This is a genomic window from Teretinema zuelzerae, from assembly GCF_021021555.1.
In the GTDB taxonomy this organism is placed as follows: Bacteria; Spirochaetota; Spirochaetia; order Treponematales; family Treponemataceae; genus Teretinema; species Teretinema zuelzerae.
The window spans coordinates 1661577-1678880 of sequence record NZ_JAINWA010000003.1; the positions used below are offsets into that span (position 1 = coordinate 1661577).

At 54.6% G+C, this 17304-nt stretch carries 12 protein-coding genes; 7 read left to right on the forward strand and 5 right to left on the reverse strand.

Annotated elements, in window-relative coordinates:
* Positions 1–36 precede the first annotated feature (36 nt).
* Entirely contained in the window at positions 37–2928 is a 2892-nt protein-coding gene (locus tag K7J14_RS14420) for a M16 family metallopeptidase (RefSeq protein ID WP_230757923.1), read from the reverse strand.
* Positions 2929–3390: 462 nt separating this feature from the next.
* Between K7J14_RS14420 and K7J14_RS14425 the strand changes: the two genes are divergently transcribed.
* Positions 3391–4671: an ArsB/NhaD family transporter gene (locus K7J14_RS14425; RefSeq protein ID WP_230757926.1), complete on the forward strand. Its 1281-nt coding sequence runs from the start codon at positions 3391–3393 to the stop codon at positions 4669–4671.
* A gap of 179 nt (positions 4672–4850) precedes the next feature.
* Here the strand turns inward: K7J14_RS14425 and K7J14_RS14430 are convergent, their stop codons facing one another.
* Positions 4851–5666, reverse strand: coding sequence for an aminoglycoside N(3)-acetyltransferase (locus K7J14_RS14430; RefSeq protein WP_230757929.1), 816 nt, complete (start codon positions 5664–5666; stop codon positions 4851–4853).
* Positions 5667–5842: 176 nt separating this feature from the next.
* Complete coding sequence (locus K7J14_RS14435; protein WP_230757932.1) at positions 5843–6427, reverse strand: hypothetical protein; 585 nt, start codon at positions 6425–6427, stop codon at positions 5843–5845.
* Positions 6428–6595: 168 nt separating this feature from the next.
* Here K7J14_RS14435 and K7J14_RS14440 point away from each other — a divergent pair, with 168 nt between their 5' ends.
* From K7J14_RS14440 to K7J14_RS14460, 5 genes are all read left to right on the forward strand, one after another.
* A complete protein-coding gene (locus tag K7J14_RS14440) occupies positions 6596–6985 on the forward strand; it encodes a hypothetical protein (protein ID WP_230757935.1) in 390 nt (129 codons plus the stop codon).
* 68 nt (positions 6986–7053) lie between these two features.
* Complete coding sequence (locus K7J14_RS14445; protein ID WP_230757939.1) at positions 7054–7821, forward strand: M48 family metallopeptidase; 768 nt, start codon at positions 7054–7056, stop codon at positions 7819–7821.
* A gap of 12 nt (positions 7822–7833) precedes the next feature.
* Positions 7834–8700 carry a hypothetical protein gene (locus K7J14_RS14450; protein WP_230757940.1) on the forward strand — a complete coding sequence of 289 codons (867 nt, stop codon included), beginning with the start codon at positions 7834–7836 and terminating at the stop codon, positions 8698–8700.
* A 36-nt stretch (positions 8701–8736) separates the two neighbouring features.
* Positions 8737–11100 (forward strand): helix-turn-helix transcriptional regulator, encoded by a 2364-nt coding sequence (locus K7J14_RS16280; protein ID WP_230757943.1) that lies wholly within the window; start codon positions 8737–8739, stop codon positions 11098–11100.
* 99 nt (positions 11101–11199) lie between these two features.
* A complete protein-coding gene (locus K7J14_RS14460; RefSeq protein ID WP_230757946.1) occupies positions 11200–12891 on the forward strand; it encodes a thiol-activated cytolysin family protein in 1692 nt (563 codons plus the stop codon).
* Between the two features lie 77 nt (positions 12892–12968).
* Here K7J14_RS14460 and K7J14_RS14465 read toward each other — a convergent pair whose 3' ends face one another.
* Both K7J14_RS14465 and K7J14_RS16285 read right to left on the reverse strand, forming a co-directional pair.
* Entirely contained in the window at positions 12969–14168 is a 1200-nt protein-coding gene (locus K7J14_RS14465; protein WP_230757953.1) for a hypothetical protein, read from the reverse strand.
* A 130-nt stretch (positions 14169–14298) separates the two neighbouring features.
* The gene (locus K7J14_RS16285) at positions 14299–15309 is read right to left on the reverse strand and encodes an HD-GYP domain-containing protein (RefSeq protein ID WP_230757954.1); all 1011 of its coding nucleotides are present in this window, start codon (positions 15307–15309) and stop codon (positions 14299–14301) included.
* 369 nt (positions 15310–15678) lie between these two features.
* Between K7J14_RS16285 and K7J14_RS14475 the strand changes: the two genes are divergently transcribed.
* Positions 15679–17280, forward strand: a complete 1602-nt coding sequence (locus tag K7J14_RS14475) for a peptide chain release factor 3 (protein ID WP_230757955.1) — start codon at positions 15679–15681, stop codon at positions 17278–17280.
* Positions 17281–17304: the final 24 nt, after the last annotated feature.

Here is a 17304-nt window from a genome sequence, read left to right on the forward strand (position 1 = left end):
CACAACCCCCGCGCCGATTCTCGTCCCCGATGTTTTTTACTCTTCAGGCTTCAGCACTGCTTCGACCCTCCGGTCCGGATCCAGATATTTCCGCGCCTGGGCCTGCAAGCCCTCGGCGGTTAACAGTTCAAGAAACGGTTCCGATTCCGCGATCATCGAAAGGGGAAGCCCCTGCATATCCCGGCTCGCGATCTCTGAAAGCCACCATCCGTTGTTCCGCAAGCCCGTTTCACGCGAGCGACGCCAGGCTTCACGCAGCTTCGTCACCTCGGCCTCTCCGGGAAGCTCATCCCGAAGCCGCCGGATCTCTTGTAAAACAGCCCGGGTCAGCGCGTCCTCCCGTCCCGGTTCGCAGCCGAATTCTATCGTTATTTCATACCCGTTTTCCGGAAAACCGACGAGGGAGCCGCCGACGGTCGCTCCGTAGGTTCCGCTCATATCCTCGCGGATCACATCGCGCAGCCGCAGATCGATAAGAGATACGAGCGAGTCGAAAAGATCCCGGTCGCGTCCTGAGGGAAGGGCTTCTCCGCCGAAGGCGAGAAACACCCTGCTGCCCGAATCCCTGCCCCGGACCAGCGTCTGCGAACGGATGCCCGAGGGAAAGGCGATTCCGGAAGGCTTCGCTGTCTCCCGTTTCGCCTCTGCGCCGCCGGCCGCGCCGGAAACGCTATTCGTCCCGCCGAAATACCGCAGAACATTCTCTTTCAGGAGCGCCTCATCGATGGAGCCCACGAATAAAAAGGTAAAGTCGCCAGGATCGGCGAACCTGCCGCGCCAGGCCTTTTCGGCGCGCCCGCTGTCCATAAGAGCGACAAGCTCTTCGGTCAGATTGGAACGCCGGATCGAGCCGCCGTAGAGAAGCCGGGTTTTCAAGTCGGCGAAGGCCTCGATCGGACTGTTTTTCCGCGAGGAGGCTACGGCGGAAAGCTGGTCAGTCAGGGCGGTCCAGGGCTCGGTCGAGAAGCGCGGCGAGGCAAAGTGGAGAGCGGTCAGTTCGAAGAGGGTTTCCAGGTCCGATACCGAAGAATACCCCGAAAACCCTTCCCAGCTTTCATCGAGCCAGGGTGAAAGGGAGACGGATTTTCCCGCCAGCTTCTTGGACAAACCGCTCGCGGAGAATTCTCCGAGGCCGGACATTTCAAGCCAGTCTCCCGCGACGATGGCGGAAGGAAAATCGGCATCGGAAACCAGGGAGGTTCCGCCCGAACTCCAGGCGGAAAACAGGATCTGATTGTCCTTGAAGTCGGTCGGCAGTACCAGCACCCGGGCTCCGTTGGAAAGCCGCCACTCACGGATATCGGTGCCGGGAACAACAGACTCACCCGCGATGGAAAGAGGCTTCGATCCGGAGGGGACCTCAAAAAGAGGCGTATCCAAATTCTCATCCTCCCAGGGGCCCAAATCCGCTACGGGTGCGGCTTGCCACAAACCGAGAAGCTCCTCTTCATCCGGCACGTCCGCGGAATCCTGCGGAGCGGACACGAACAAGCGGCTTCCCCTGCCGTCGAACCATTCTTCTATAGAAGCGTTCACTTCTGCAACGCTGATGTCCGGGAGAATCCGCTCGTACAGATTTTTTCGCTCGTCTATCGAAAGAGCCGGATCTTCCAGCAGAAATTCCTGCAACAGCTGGGACGCATACATGGCCGATGAAGCCTTATCCCGATCCAGCCACGACTGTCTCGCCGCGTTCAACATCGAATCCCGGCCGCGGGAAAGCTCGGCGGCGGTGATTCCGTAGCGTTCGAACCGTTCGAGCTCGGCCGTTATCTCGGCGAGGCCTTCGCGGAACCGCCCCGGTTTCGGAACAAAGCCGACATAGGTAAATCGCCCGGGACCGGCAATCCGCTGGGAAGACGCGCTTCCCGCCAAAAGCTGCGAAACCCCGTTCAGACGATTCTCCTCGAGCCTCGCGTTGAACGCCTCGAAGGCGATGCCCCTCACCAGACGCCGCCTGAGAGCGCCTTCGGTCGCGACAGGTTCGTACGGAAAGGCCTCGAAAATCTGCGCGGTCGCGTAGCGCAATTCCGGATCGCGAAAAATCAGAACTTCAGGCTCCCCGCCGAACGATAGAGGCGGTACCGAAGGCGTCTTCTGCTCGGGAGACGCCGGAATAGAGCCGAGGCTCTTTTCGATATGCGAACGAACGACCTCCGGATCGGCGTCGCCTGTTATCGTCACATTCATCGACTCAGGCCTGTACCATGCCCGATAAAAATCGACGACCCGCTCGCGGGATATCGCGCGGACAATTTCGGGATCCCCGATCGGCAGCCGCTCCGCATAGGCCGAGCCCTCCAGAATAAAGGGAACCCGCAGATCGCCGGCCCGGCCTTCCGCGTTCCTGCCCAGGCGCCACTCCTCGATTACGACGCCGCGCTCCTTGTCGAGCTCCTCGGGATCGAAGCTCAAGCCCGCGGCCCAATCGCGCAAAACAAGAAAGGTGTTCGCGATGATCTCGGGATCGTCGGCGGGAATTTCGAGCATATACACCGTCTCGGTAAAAGAAGTGTAGGCGTTCACCTCGGGGCCGAAGGCCATTCCGATGGATTCGAAATAGCTCGCCAGCTCGTTCTTTTTAAAATGCTCGGTGCCGTTGAAGGCCATGTGTTCAACAAAATGGGCGACGCCCTTCTGGTCGTCTTCCTCGTGAACCGAGCCGGCCTTCACCGCGAGCCGGATGAACAACCTGTTCGCCGGCTCCCTGTTTTGAAGAAACTGCCAGGACAGACCGTTCTCCAGGCGCCCGCGAAGAACTTCGGGATGCGCGGCAAGGGCCGGCGTACCGTCGCCTGGCGCGGAGCCGGTCGAACGCGCGGCGCCGGCGCAGGAAAGCAGCGCGGCCGCGGAAAAAAGCATGCATACAGAAAAAAACAGCGCTCGCGCCTGAAAAAACGGGCGCCGGGCGAAATCATCGATTTTCATTCAATCCTCCGTTCCAAAGACTTATAATAGGACACCTCTAAAAAACTTCAGTTTTTTAGAGGTCTACCTTAATATAGGTGTAAATCCTGTAAGGATTTACAAGGGCACCGAGGAAAACTCACCGAGTTTTTCGAGGTGCCCGATAATACAAAGGAGCCGGGCCCCTCAAGAAGGACCAATCTCGCGAAGCGCGGGCTCGCCCGATTGACCCTGACAGCCGTCCCGGGTATTCTGTGAACCATCCGAAAGGGGAGTAGTTACACGCCTGGAATCAACAACCGGTTCAGCCTTGCGGCGGCCTGGTTCCAGCCTCCGTACCAAACGGCGCAGCCGCGAGGGGAAACGGGGAAACAAGACCTTTCGCACAGGGATCCGAATCAAGACCGAAAACGGCTCTTGGAAGAAATCGGACTCCGGTGCGAAAGGTTTTTTTTCGCTCGCCCGGATGATAAGGAAGAAGAAATGGAAATGAAATGGATCGTACTCGCGATCGCCGCGCTCATGTACGGAGTAGTGGTCGCGTTCCCCCACAAAAAAGCCTGGGCTACCCTCGGAGCCGCTGCGGCGGTGATTCTCCTGCAGGTAGTGACCCCGGCCCACGCGTTCGGAACCCTCGTGAACTGGAACGTCCTCATGATCTATGTCGGCAGCCTCGCGATAGCGGAGCTCTTCATCTACTCCCGGGTTCCCGCCCGCATCGCGGACAACATCGTAGCCGCGACGCCGAACATAGGGCTCGCGATAGTCGCAATCCTCATGATGACCGGCATCATCTCCGCCTTCGTGGAAAACGTCGCGACCGTCCTCGTCATGGCTCCCATCGCCCTCGCCCTCTCCCGAAAACTCAAAATGAACCCCACATACTTCATGGTGGGCCTGGCAGTCATGGCGAACCTCCAGGGCACCGCCACACTCGTCGGCGACCCGCCCTCGATGATCTTCGCGAGCTTCGCCAACTACGGCTTCAACGACTTCTTCGTCTACCAGGGCCGCCTCTCCATCTTCTTCATTGTTCAGGTAGGAATGCTCGCGGGAGCCGTCTTCTTCTATGCCTACTTCGCCAAAAACGGCGGACAAAAGGTCGACATTGAACGCGAACCGATCGTCTCTCTCGTTCCCACGGCCCTTCTCGTTCTCATGATAATAGGCCTGGCGATATCATCGTTCTTCCATACCGGCATCTCGATTTGGTCCGGCCTCACAGTCATGATTCTCGGAGTCGCAGGACTTCTGTGGTACCGCTTCGTCCGCAAGGAATCGACCGCCGACACCCTTAAAATGATCAAAGGGCTCGACTGGGAGACCATCGTCTTCCTCATCGGAATTTTCATCGTCATCGGCGCTATCGCCGAAACCGGCCTTCTCGAAGAATTCGCGATCTTCCTCTCTACCCTCGTCGGCTCAAACGTCCTTCTCGGCTTCGTCGTCATTCTCGCCGTCTCCGTCGTCATCTCCGGCTTCGTGGACAACGTTCCCTACATCATCGCAATGCTGCCCGTCGCCTCGACCCTCGCCGTAAACATGGGGCTCAAACCCGAACTCTACATGTTCGCCCTGCTCATCGGTTCCTGCCTCGGCGGAAACCTCACGCCCTTCGGAGCCTCCGCGAACATCGTCGCCATGGGCATCCTTAAAAAAAACGGCTCGCCCATGAACTTCTCCGGCTGGCTCAAAATCGGCGCCCCCTTCACCCTCATTACCACCGCCGCCGCCTCGGCATTCCTCTGGCTCGTGTGGCGATAATATAAGGAATCAAGGTCGACGCAGAACGTCCCTGCTCCGGCGAAAATCCATCGCCGGAGCGGCCGGCAAGGGAGCCGAACGTCGGAGCGAGCCCCATCCCCGTACCGCTTGCCGGCTTCCCTGCCCGGATGCTGAAACAGTTACCCTCCGCGCATACGCCGCGCGGTCAGCCAGTGCCTTCACTCTCCCGGGGCGGTTTTCTTCCGGTGTTCGGTTATCCACCGGGCGCTCCAGTCCACGAACGGCCGTTGATCGAAGCACCGGATTTCCGCGTTCCCGACGAGAACCGGCCGTATGCCGGCGAAGGAGTCCCAATCCTTCCCGAGCGCGACAAAATCTGAATCGTCGACCGCAATCGTGTCATAGCAAACGCGCTCCCGCTTCCCCTCCCGATACACGGCGCTCCATTCCCTCGACATCGGCTTGTCCCAGTCCGCTCGATATTCCGCCAAGTGAATCGACGTGTTTTTGTCGTACCCGACGCCCATCAGCAACACCTGTCCGTCCAGCTTATACAGCCTCCCGGTCGGGGAATCGTCCCCGAAGATGTCGGATAAATCGTGGTTTTCAGTCAAATACGCGGCGTGCTTTCCCGCAGCGCACACCGAGCGGGCCGGATGCGATGAACGCCTGGAGCCCGGCCAGGTCCGGAGCATTTCGGCAACCGCGCCCATGCCGATTGAAGGCGTCACAGCAGGATCGAAGGCGGGCCAGTTTTCGCGGATCGCGGGCCACCACGCTTCAGGCTCGAGCCAGTGGACGCCCGTTTCAGGATCCAGGTTCTTCCACGTTTGCGCCGGCATCATCAGCGTGCCCTCAGGACCGACGACTTCCAGCAGGGCACGGATCGCCGTTTCCGCCCCGCCCATAACGAAGCCGAACGATGAAAGCGACGCATGGGCGAAGACAGAGGCGCCGGCTTTCAAGCCCGCCTTGCGCAATCCGGCGATAATGTCTTCTTTCAGAATCAACGGCCTATCGGTTTTCTCGGACATGATTTCTCCTTTACATACGGTTGCCCGTATACCGGGATTATTCAAGGTAGACCGGTTTACCACAAGAGGGTATCCCGGATAAAACGAAGAAAAAACCAGTTCGCCTTCTACAGACAAATAAGAAGAGTAGCGAATTGCGGCTTTACGCGGAAGATCACCGGATGATCAGCGAATAATCATCCAATGAGCCCTGCGTACAGCGCGCGGAAGCTTTGAGCCGTCAAACCGCGGGCAAGAACTTCGGAAGAAACGCCGGAGGCCTCCAGAACAAAGCGAAGCGCGCTGTTCGCCTGCCAGAACGAGCCGAGCCTTCCGTCGCTTCCGATGAATCGGGCGCCCTCGCGGTCGAGGACGCGGGAATGGCGGTTCACCGAGTCGAGATAGGGCCTGAGACGATGAGCGTTGTCCGAGATAAAGCTCGAAGCGAACCAACCGTCCTGCATATCTGCGAAAACAAGAGGGCCCCACTCCTTGTCGAGCAGCTCGGCGAACAAACGATCCGCCGCGGGAGCGTCGGGAGCGCCTTCGGCCTCGATGAGAGCGGAGCGGAGAAGAGTGAAGTGGAAGTGCGACTGCACGATGGAAATATCCCGGTGGGTGAGCAGATTAAGATAGCTTGATGCGGCGACCGATGTGTCGACCGTCCGGCGGTCCGGGAGAGAATCCGCGAAGGACTTTCCCTTGAGAACGCTCGAAACGATCTTCTCGGTGCGGGCCTTCACTTCGGTATATCTTCCATAGAAAACTGCGGGAATAATCATGAGGAGAGCCTCCGCGAAACAGCGCTGATAATCGAAACCGGGGGACCCCCGGGGAAGGCATTGTATGAAGAGAGCCGCAAAGATGCAAGTTTCCGGCCTAAAAAAAACATCCGGGAGTCAGCAGGAACGCGGACGGAATTTTCCGTCGGTCGTGTTATACTCGGTACTATGAAAAGAAACCTTTCGCCTCGAACGCTGTACAGCGCGGGACTTTTGGTCGCAGCGGCCGCCGTGCTCTTCGCATCGTGTCTTCCCGGACCGAATTCTTCCGCTCTTGTTCAAAGCGCGGATGCCGAACCGGCGGGATTTCTTCTGGGACTCTGGCATGGAATAATCTGCGTCGTGTCGTTCATCGTATCGTTCTTTAAAAAAGACGTGAACATCTACGAAACGGTCAACAACGGCTGGCAATACAACGCGGGATACCTCCTCGGACTCATGATATCCCTGGGCGGAAGCGCACGCGGATCCTGCGGCCAAAAAAAAGAGTTCCCGCCCTGCGCCGACGGTAGAAATCCCCGCAAAATCGCGCAACAGGAATCAGCGGACGAGCAATAAACCTGAGTGAATCCCGCATCGGGGGAACCCCGAATATGCCCCGCAACATCATTAATAAGGAAGACTTTATGGAATACCGAGTTCATCAAAAAGAGACATTCTACTTCACCCTTAAAATTCTTTTCACCGTCGTCGTCGTTTTTTTCGCTGTATCAGCTTTAAAGAATCTTACCGCCCTGGGCGCCGAAGCCGCGGGTCCGACCGCCGCCGTTTTCGTCTTTTACGCCGTTTTTATCTGGCTCTTCATCTGGTTCCAGAAGGTTTTGTTAATCGGACACCTCAAGGGAAACGGCGTGGAGATCACCGCCTCCCAGTTTCCGGAAGCCCATGAAGCCTATCGCAAGATCGCGGAAGGACTCCAAATCAGGAAAATCCCGCCCCTTTTCATTCTGCAGGAAGGAGGAGCGCTCAACGCCTTCGCTGTGCGTTTTTCCGGACGAAACTACATTGCCGTTTATTCAGAAATATTCAGCATGTACGAATCTGCTCCGGAAATCGTGCAGTTCGTCCTCGCTCATGAACTGGGCCATGTAAAAAGAAACCATCTCGTCAAACGCTTCTGGACCCTTCCCTCGGCGTTCGTCCCCTTCCTGGAGGCGGCATATTCGAGAAGCTGCGAGCATACCTGCGACCGCATCGGCGCAGCCTTCTGCGGAGAAAAAAGCATCCAGGGGCTTATTCTTCTCGCGGCGGGAAAAGACATCTTCAGCAAGGTTAAAGTCGAAAGCTACATTGAAAGCGCGAAAACCAACAATACAGCCGCCGTCAAATTCGCTCAGCTTTTCATGAGCCATCCGTACATACCGCTCAGGATCAGGGATCTCCAAAATCAATAACGGAATACGCCGATGACGCATACATGTTTTGACCTGTCCCGAAGCCGATCCAAGCCTCTCAGGAACTGCCTTGCCGCGTTCCTCTTCGCCGCCTTCAGCGCGGCTCCCGTATTCGCCGACTTCGACGGCTTGCGGACGGCAGTCGCGGAAGCCGAAGAGACGACGGAAGAAGAGGAAGAGTCGTATTCCAGCGGAGGAGGCGGAGGAGAAAACAGCCTCGCCGCCGCGTTTTTCGAACTTTTTGTTCAAGTGTGGATCGTCAATAATTTCTACATGAGCTACGGAGAGGCTCCCTACCTCGAAGGAAAACTCATCCGCTATCCCCGGCCGGTTTTAGCGGGCGCTCAGGACAAGCCGGACATCGAGTTCGCTCCTGTTTCCGAAAAGGACCACTGGTTCGCCGCCGAAATCCAGCCGGTGTGGATGAACGGCCTCGACGCCGGAGGTTCCTGGTTCAGCTTCCGGGGAAACATGTGGCGGTTTTTCGGTCCCTGGATAGAAGCGGCGTACCTCACCGACGGAACGGAACACCTCGCGAACGCAAGGCTCGGAGCGAACTTTTCCATCATACAGACGAATCCCTTCACGCTCGGCGCCTACTTCCAGTGGCAGCTGTGGTCGGGCATCCTCGACCGATCGAGCGGCACGATGGGCGCATATATCGATTCGTATCCGTTCAAGCCCGTAGCCCTCCATTTCCGCGGCGGCGTGCAACAATTCGACGGCTACCAGATCGGCGAAGCCGAACTCCGCGGCGGCTTTCTGCGCAAAAAGGCGGAATACTCGCTGGGCTGGAGATGGTGGACCGTGCAATCGAACAGCGGAACAAAGATCGAAGTCTACTCGGGCCCCTTCGCCTCGATCGGCTGGTGGTTTTAAAAACGCGAATCCGTACCGGACACGCTGGAGAACATTGTGAATTACACGATTCCGAATCGAATATCGGCACTAACGCACATGATCCGGAGCGCTTCGAAAATCGTAGTCGACGCTCCCTCCGGTTTCGGAAAAACATCCGTCCTCAGTCATTTTACAGCCCTTATACCCAAATCGAAACATCTCGACTTCGCCATTCCGCTTCTGGAATCAGGCCGCATTGCGGAAGAGCTCTATGAACAGGTTTTATCCGGCATCAGAATAGCCGACCCGGACACAATGGTGGTAATAGACGATTTTCACCATTTTATCCCATGGATTCCGAAATCTCAGCTCAAACAACTATTCGACTTCTCGATCAAGGGAACTCTTGTCATAACAGCGATGCGTATGGATCGCGATGACCTATCCGTTTTGGAAACAAATGAATTCTTGAGGATCACCGGAACAGATCTTTCTTTTACCCTGGAGGACATTCAGTCGTACAGCCGCGCCGCGGCCTCTCCCGCCTGTTATGAAAACGCGGCGGAAATTCTCGCGGCGACAGGCGGCTGGCCCGCCGCTGTACGGCAACTGGCAAGAACAAATGCGTTTTCACCATCGAGTTATGAAGACATCATGAACCGATTGTTGGAATTCGTCTTCTGGACGGCACTTTCCGACAAGGAAAAACAGATTTTGTTGAGCCTCGCGGAATTTGACAGGCTGACGGTTTCCAGAATTTGCGCGGCCGTCGAATGCGATTCCATCACAGCAGAAATCAACGCTCTTTTGGATCATCCCTTCGTCATTCGGCAGGAAGACCGGAATTCATACGCGTTTATACCGGCGCTTTCGCATTTCTTAATCAGGAAAAGAGAGGCAGAAGGAACAGCGTTCGAAGAAGCCGTGATTCGCCGCACGGCGAACATTCTCGCATCCGAGGGGAAAACCGAAGAGGCCTTGCATGCTTATCTGAAGATTCGAGACTACGACGGAATGCTATCTTGCGATCTTTCGGAATTGAAGATAACAACAGAGAACGAAGCGAAGCTTATGACGCTGCTGAAAGACATCGCGTTCCGTTGTCCTTCGAACATAGTAATAACTCGCCCGATGAATTCGCTCCGTCTGGCGTGGATGCTGCTGGCTTACGGAAACAATGAAGAATTCCGGACGATTCTGAACATCGTAGCTTCGCATACGCTCATGCCGTCGAGTCCGGAAGCAACTCGCGTTGAAGCGGAAACGCTTTTACTGCGATCGTTTACATTTCATCCCGACCTGGACGCAATGATCAAGCTGCTTCGCGAAGCGCACGCTCTTTTTGCGGGAGAAAAATCGCGAATCATACGCAACGATTATCCCTGGCGATTCGGAGATTATTCAATGATTTCCAGTTTTCACACGAAAAAAGGGAGCGCGGACGATGAAGCGGAAAAGCTGGAAGAATACATACGATTACTATCCGCCATGACAGGGGGGTACGGATGCGGCGCGGATGCGTTGTTTCGAACAGAACTTGCGTATCATCGCGGAGATCTCGTCGAAACCGAAATTCTGGCGAACAAGGCGATATTTCTCGCCGAATCATCCAAACAAAGCATCATTCTAATAGCCGCAGCGATGATGTTAGCGGAAGTGATGCTCCATAACGGAGATACAGAAGGCTGGAAACGGACTATTCTCATTATGGACAAAGCCGTGCAATACCCCGCGCGTTTTCCGTTGATAGTCGGACGAGTCTTCGAGACTGTTCAATGCGTCCTCTTCTGCGAACTGCAAAGGCCGATGGACTCAGCCGAATGGCTGGTTAAAGGGTTATTCACCGATGAATTAACGCACGCGCCGATCTTCGGCAACGCGGTATATGCGCACCTGAATTGTCTTTTGCATCTGGGCGAATACGTCAAATTGATCGGAATCCTCCAGGGAATACGGTCGCAGGGTTTTTCGGGCTATCCGTTCGCCATGTTTCTTTTCTATTTGCTTGAATCGGTCGCGCAGATGAAACTCGGAAACCGGGTAAAGGCGACGGCTCTTATCGAAGCAGCTGCCGGGGAAGCTCTGCCCGACGGGATCATCTTTCCGCTCGTCTCGTTCTCCTGGTTGCTCAAGGGCTTGCCCGATGCATTCATACAAAAAAAAGAACCGTCGTTCACGGGACGATTCAACGAAATAAAAGAAAGATTCGCCTCGGGATGGATTGTTGTTTCAAAGGACTTCGCTCCGAACTCGCTGCCGGGAAATCTTACTCCGAGGGAGAAAGAGATCGCGAAAATGGCCGCGGCGGGACTTCGAAACGCAGAAATCGCAGACGCTCTGGGCGTGACCGAAAACACGATCCGTTTTCATCTCCGCTCGATTTTTCAAAAATTGGCAATCGACCGCAGAGCGAAACTGGCGGATGCATTGAAATTCTGACACAACCCGTCCGATTGGACGGGGATACTGTCTTATCCGGGAGATACAGTACTCGGTACGGTCGAATCCAGCCGTACAAACCCATTTCCCGGAGGAATCATGAAAAGAAATCTCAATTTGACAAGAAAGCAAAACAGTACAACGGCAGCAAGCCGTTTCGCCTTTGGACTGGCGGTATTCGCCATGCTGTTTCAATTCTCAGGATGCAGCATGCCGGGCACAACGGAAGAAGAAAACAAACCGGATCTTACCGGTCTCGCCGCGCTGCTGGCCAAGCTTGAAACTCCGAAAAACCTTACAAATAGCGCTGCCACTCCAATCAAATCCGAAGAGGAAAAAGACGAAGCGAAAACAGAAAGAAGCGCTACGAAAATAGTTAACGGCGTACCGATCCAATATGAAACAACGACGAAAAAATTCAAAGCTTCCGCGACATACGACACTCAGGTTTTATTGAATCCTTCAACGGATGTCATCTACCCGGGATCGGTGATCGTCGGTTCGTCCATCGACGACGGTTCGTATCAGGAAGTCGTCAGGGGAAGAAAAAACGAGATTATGGTCAGTTATGGCGGTTTGAACGGAGTCACTACAGAAGGGGGGAAAGACGGCGTAGTTTCGGGGAAAATATATCCGTCGCTCTCCGAGTTCCGCAAGTTCCATAATCAAATAATCAATCAAACCTTCAAAGGCGCTAATTCCACCTATACGATGGTTGCATCGGATATATCGTCCGAAGACTCCTTCAACGTGTTTTTTTCCGCCGGAGTTTCATATGAATCCCCTTCGATTTCTGCTTCAGTGAAAGCGTCCTTGGACTACACGAAGGAAACAACCAAAAAGAAATATATGATCAGTTTCGCGCAGACGTATTATACGGTCGACATCGATCAGGGCGTGGAATCCTTTCTGTACAGCGATTTCAATCTTGACGACTTTAAGGGAGTCAGACCGGTGTATGTATCTTCGATCGCATACGGCCGCCTGGGCTATATAACGCTTGAAAGCGAAGCAAGCCTGGAAAGCATCAAAGCAGGCGTCGAAGCCATACTTCAGACCCCATCGCTCGCAGTGAACGCGAACGCGGGGACAGAAATAAAGTCTGTTCAGAACAGCAATAATCTCAACGTTACAGTGATCGGATCCCCGACTGTAGTAAAATCCCTGGAGGACTTTGCTGATTTCTTGACCAACGGAGGATTCTCCAGCGAAAGCACTGGACAAATAGTGTCTTACAAGCTTCGATTCGTCGACGACAATTCCATCGCGAATATAGTATTTAACGGAGAGTATACTCTGAGGTCGGTAAAACCGATAATGGGAAAATACAAAGTTGATGCGCAGTTAACCGGAATCTCCTGCGGAAAAGCCGGAGATCCCGACGACGACGCGGACCTCAGCGGAGCTCTGACCCTCTCATATAACGGGACAGATCACGATCTATGGAAAACCGGCGCTCACAATTTGTGGTATATTCCTCTTAAAGGTGCGTGGACTGAGTTCCCGGGCACGCCCGCCGTCAAAAATACCAACCATGCGAAATACTATTCCACGGATGTTAAAAGCTTTTTCATTACATCCAAAAACGACAAATTTGATATGAAGGCTGAATCGGTTATCGAAGACAACATACGGGACGACGAACACAACGATGTCACCAAGTCAATCTCATTAACAGACCTCGATCCGGATAATACGTATACAATCACCAGCGATTACTACTATTACGGTAATTTAATCTATTCAACAAAGTTCAAAGTCAAGTTTACGATTTCCGAGATTTTTTCCTGAGATTCCGATCGGCCGGCACACCCCCTCGAAGACACAAGTTTCAGGAGTTGTACCGGCTTTACATTCAACACCCGCCGCTATTCTGATTCGGTAAGAACGCCGTTTACATAGTTGTATACAGAACCGTCGGAGAAAGTCACGAGGAAGGTTATCGTTGACCCGTCAGTAGGAACATTGACGAATACGATCTGGGTTATATTGCCTCCGCTCACCGCGATCGGTCCGTTCAAAAACGTACCGGATTGAATCAATGTGCCGATTACGGAATATCCGTTCGCGTCTGTGTAATTGTACGGAATATTGGCGGTACCGTCGGAATTCACCGTAGCGTTCGCGATCGCCGAAGCGCGGCCGTTGCCGAGCGCGGTTATCACTCCGTACACTTCGCTCGCCGTATGACCTCCCCCGCCGTTCCCGTCTCCGCCTCCGCCTCCGAAGTTCGGAGAAAGATATACCGAGAAATTGAAAACATTCGATCCATTCGCAGTCACGTAAGCTTTAAGAGTGTTCGACGGCCATTCATCAATCGAATCCATTCCGTAAGCTCCGAAATAATCGCCGGCGGCGGGCGCCCCTCCGATCGCTCCGGATGCGTACACGATCGCGTAAATGTAGTATGAGCCCGCATCGTTGCCTGCCGCGGAATATATAATTTTCCCGTCCTCTACGACTCCGTTTTTGTATGCGGCATATCCGTTTCCTCCGTTTTCATCCGTATCTACGATAAGCGCATAGGGTTTTCCGTTCATCCCTTCGGGAACAAGAACAGTACCCGTTACAGTCGCGCCGTCGTCACCGTCGTCACCGTCGTCTAAATCGGGCATCGCGATTGCGTTCATGTCGAACTTGACCGAACCGGAAGACGGAACAACGCAGTTCGCTGTCGATGGAATATTCGTCAAACTTGCCGCTCCGTACATCGCGACGAAATCTCCGGCAGCCGGATTGCCGCCGCTTGAAGCACTGAGGTGAACCACTGAATAGATATAATACGTGCCTTCATCCACATCGCTTATTGAATATGAAAAAGAAGAACCGGCAGCTGTTCCGCTGGTCGATTTGACAAAGCCGGTTGCCGGATCTTTATCGCTATCGATAAAAACAATCCAGGGTTTTCCGTCTACAGATTCCGGAAGAGTCACAGTTCCAGTTACTTCAACGCCCTTTTCCTCGTCAGTATCGCCGGCGACTGCATTGTCGCATCCAGAGAGGGTCAATCCGGTAAATGCAATGGCCAGAATCGCTGCGGCTCCCAGGCCGCGCAGGTTGATGGTCATATGTGATAGCCTGCTTAAGCTATAAAAATCAGTATAGCTTGAGGAAAAAACTTATCTATAAAAACAGACAAGAAATATCAAAAAATGTCCATTATCGTTAATTGATCAATGCTTAAAGGAATAAACTCAGTTACGCGCAGACGGCGGAAATGCTTTCGCTCGCGGCGAGAAAGACGCCGAGGAGGGCGGGATCGAAGTGCGAACCGGATTCTGAAAGAATGATGTCCAGGGCTTCTTCGTGTGAAACAGCTCTTTTGTAGGGCCGCTCGGACACGAGGGCTTCGTAGACGTCGGCTAGAGCGACGATGCGGGCGACAAGGGGAATGTCCTCACCCTTACGTCCCTCCGGGTATCCCGAGCCGTCCCATTTCTCATGATGAAAGAGCGCCATCTTCGACGCCAAAGCGCACAGGGAGAATGACTCGCAGTTCGGAAAGCTTTCCCGGATCAACCGCTCCCCTTCAAACGTATGAGCCTGCATTTCCTTTCGCTCAGCTGGAGTCAGGGGGCCGGGCTTCTGCAGTATGCTCGGAGAGAGCGTCCGCTTGCCCAGATCGTGCATCATTGAGGCAATGCAGATCATGTCCTCGGAGAACGATAACGATTTCCGCATAACGGGCGGAAGATGGTCGATGAAGGTTCTCACGAGGGCGCTGGTTCTGCGGACATGATGAACAGTCGCAGGATCGTCGTAGCCGGCCATGATAATCATAGTATCCAGTATTCCGGCGCACAATGATGGTTGAGAGAGATAATTCACCGCACCGGAAACTAAATCCGGGGAGTCGACTTCGTACAAGACGGTGACATGGGACATCGGCTGGCGGGGAAACGAATGGGGATACATGACGCAGCGCAAAGGCCGGCCGGTATCAGAGATGCTGAATACTTCATCCCGAACAACGAAACGCTTTTTTTTTCCATGCAGGGAACGTACGTCCTCTTTTATGTCTGAACGAAGATGCTGATGAACCAGAGTGTACCAGTTGCATGAAGGAATCTCGCGGAGTTGCAGATTTAAAAGCGCTGCCCACTGGTCGTTCGCCGCGAGCACCGATCCGGAAAGAGAATCGATGACCGCAAGACCCACGGAACTTCTCGGATCGGGTTCCGGAATTCCGATGTTAGTTGATTCATTCACCATCATATTTTAATCACACTATTCTATATAATGACAGCATATGTCAATAATTGCGAGAGAAAAGCTTTTCGGACAACACCAGAAAAATTGTATTAGTATACATTTTTTACAAATTTGAAAAGCATGGTTTACAACCAGGGTTTGAGAAATAAAGGACGAGGGGGTGGCGGAATGGTAATTTCCTATCTATACCTACCGGTAGGTATAGATAGGAAATTACCATGGAGACAGGGGCGGGCCGCGTCTGTAAACCGACAAACAGGGGACAGAGCACGAGAGTACAGTCGCAGCCGCCCCCCCTCCCAGGACTCTCCGACAACGACAGTCCGCATTGAAAGCTGAGGCGGTTTCGGAGTATTCTGCTTTCCTATGACCGAACTCAGCCAGGAAATCCACAAACGGCTCACCTTTGCGATCATTTCGCACCCGGATGCCGGTAAAACGACTATCACCGAAAAACTCCTCCTCTTCGGAGGAGCTATCCATATCGCCGGAGCCGTCAAGTCCGGCAAATCCGCGCGGGCTGCAGTCTCCGACTTCATGAAGATGGAGCAGGAGCGCGGAATTTCGATTTCCACTTCCGTAATGGGATTCGAATACCGCGGACGCAAGATCAATCTGCTCGACACTCCCGGCCACGCCGACTTTTCCGAAGACACCTACCGCGGCCTTTCCGCGGTCGATTCGGCCTTGATGGTCGTCGACTCGGTAAAGGGCGTCGAGGAGCGGACGAGGCAGCTGTGCGTCGTCTGCCGCATGCGGGCCACTCCGATCGCGACCTTCGTGAACAAGCTCGACCGCGAGGGCAAGGACCCCATGGAGCTGCTCGACGAGATCGAGCGCGAGCTCGCAGTGGAAGTGCGCCCGGTAACCTGGCCGATCGGACAGGGAAAGCTGTTCAAAGGCGTCTATAATCTCGTAGAAAAATCGCTGTACTTGTTCGCCGCGGGGCAGGATCATCTTCCCACGGACGCCATTCCGGTGAACGGGATCGACGATCCGCTGCTGGACGAAAAGGTCGGCTCGAGCCTCGCCCAAAAGCTCAGAGAAGACGTCGAGATGGTAAGCGGCGTGTATCCGGCCTTCGACAAGGACGAATACATGGCCGGCCGCGCGACTCCCGTGTTTTTCGGTTCGGCGCTGAACAATTTCGGCGTGCGCGAACTTCTGGACAATATGGTGGATATCGCTCCGTATCCGACGCCGAAGCAGGCGGAAGAGCGGATGGTGCTTCCTGAAGAGGCGAAGTTCACCGGCTTCGTGTTCAAGATCCACGCGAACATGAATCCTAAGCACCGGGACCGCATCGCGTTTCTGCGCATCGTCTCCGGCAAGTTCGAGCGAAACACGCTCTATTACCACGTGCGCGCGGGAAAGACGTTCCGGGCGGCGAATCCGACGGCTTTCATGAGCCAGGACCGGGAGATCATCGACGAAGCGTGGCCGGGGGACATCATCGGCCTACACGATACGGGCACCTTCAAGATCGGGGATACGCTGACCGAGGGAGAAGGGGTGAATTTCAAGGGCATTCCGAGCTTCGCTCCGCAGATATTCCGTTCCATCATGAACGCCGATCCGCTGAAGGAGAAGCAGTACCACAAGGGGCTGGACCAGCTCGCGGAGGAAGGAGTCGTGCAGATTTTCTCCAAGATCCATCAGCCGAACGCCCGAGTGCTCGGCGTGGTCGGGCAGCTCCAGCTCGAAGTTCTGCAGAACCGGCTCGAAACGGAATACAACGCGTCGTGCAAGTACGAGCCGATCGACGTTTCGATTGCGCACTGGGTAACCAGCGACGACGAGAAGGCGCTGAAAAACTTCGTGGAAGCGAACATCAGGCGCATCCTCGTCGATATCCGCGGAAACTACGTGCTCGTGTCGGATTCTGAGTGGGCCTTCAACCGCATACATCAGAACAATCCGGAACTCAGGTTTTACACGACGAGCGAGATGGTCGAAAAAAGGGCGTAGACGCGCCGGAACAAGACCCGGCGC

Excerpts from the sequence above, each read along its gene's own strand:
- K7J14_RS14420 (WP_230757923.1), bottom strand. The coding sequence starts at position 2,928 with ATGAAAATCGATGATTTCGCCCGGCGCCCGTTTTTTCAGGCGCGAGCG.
- K7J14_RS14425 (WP_230757926.1), top strand. The coding sequence starts at position 3,391 with ATGGAAATGAAATGGATCGTACTCGCGATCGCCGCGCTCATGTACGGA.
- K7J14_RS14430 (WP_230757929.1), bottom strand. The coding sequence starts at position 5,666 with ATGTCCGAGAAAACCGATAGGCCGTTGATTCTGAAAGAAGACATTATC.
- K7J14_RS14435 (WP_230757932.1), bottom strand. The coding sequence starts at position 6,427 with ATGATTATTCCCGCAGTTTTCTATGGAAGATATACCGAAGTGAAGGCC.
- K7J14_RS14440 (WP_230757935.1), top strand. The coding sequence starts at position 6,596 with ATGAAAAGAAACCTTTCGCCTCGAACGCTGTACAGCGCGGGACTTTTG.
- K7J14_RS14445 (WP_230757939.1), top strand. The coding sequence starts at position 7,054 with ATGGAATACCGAGTTCATCAAAAAGAGACATTCTACTTCACCCTTAAA.
- K7J14_RS14450 (WP_230757940.1), top strand. The coding sequence starts at position 7,834 with ATGACGCATACATGTTTTGACCTGTCCCGAAGCCGATCCAAGCCTCTC.
- K7J14_RS14460 (WP_230757946.1), top strand. The coding sequence starts at position 11,200 with ATGAAAAGAAATCTCAATTTGACAAGAAAGCAAAACAGTACAACGGCA.
- K7J14_RS14465 (WP_230757953.1), bottom strand. The coding sequence starts at position 14,168 with ATGACCATCAACCTGCGCGGCCTGGGAGCCGCAGCGATTCTGGCCATT.
- K7J14_RS14475 (WP_230757955.1), top strand. The coding sequence starts at position 15,679 with ATGACCGAACTCAGCCAGGAAATCCACAAACGGCTCACCTTTGCGATC.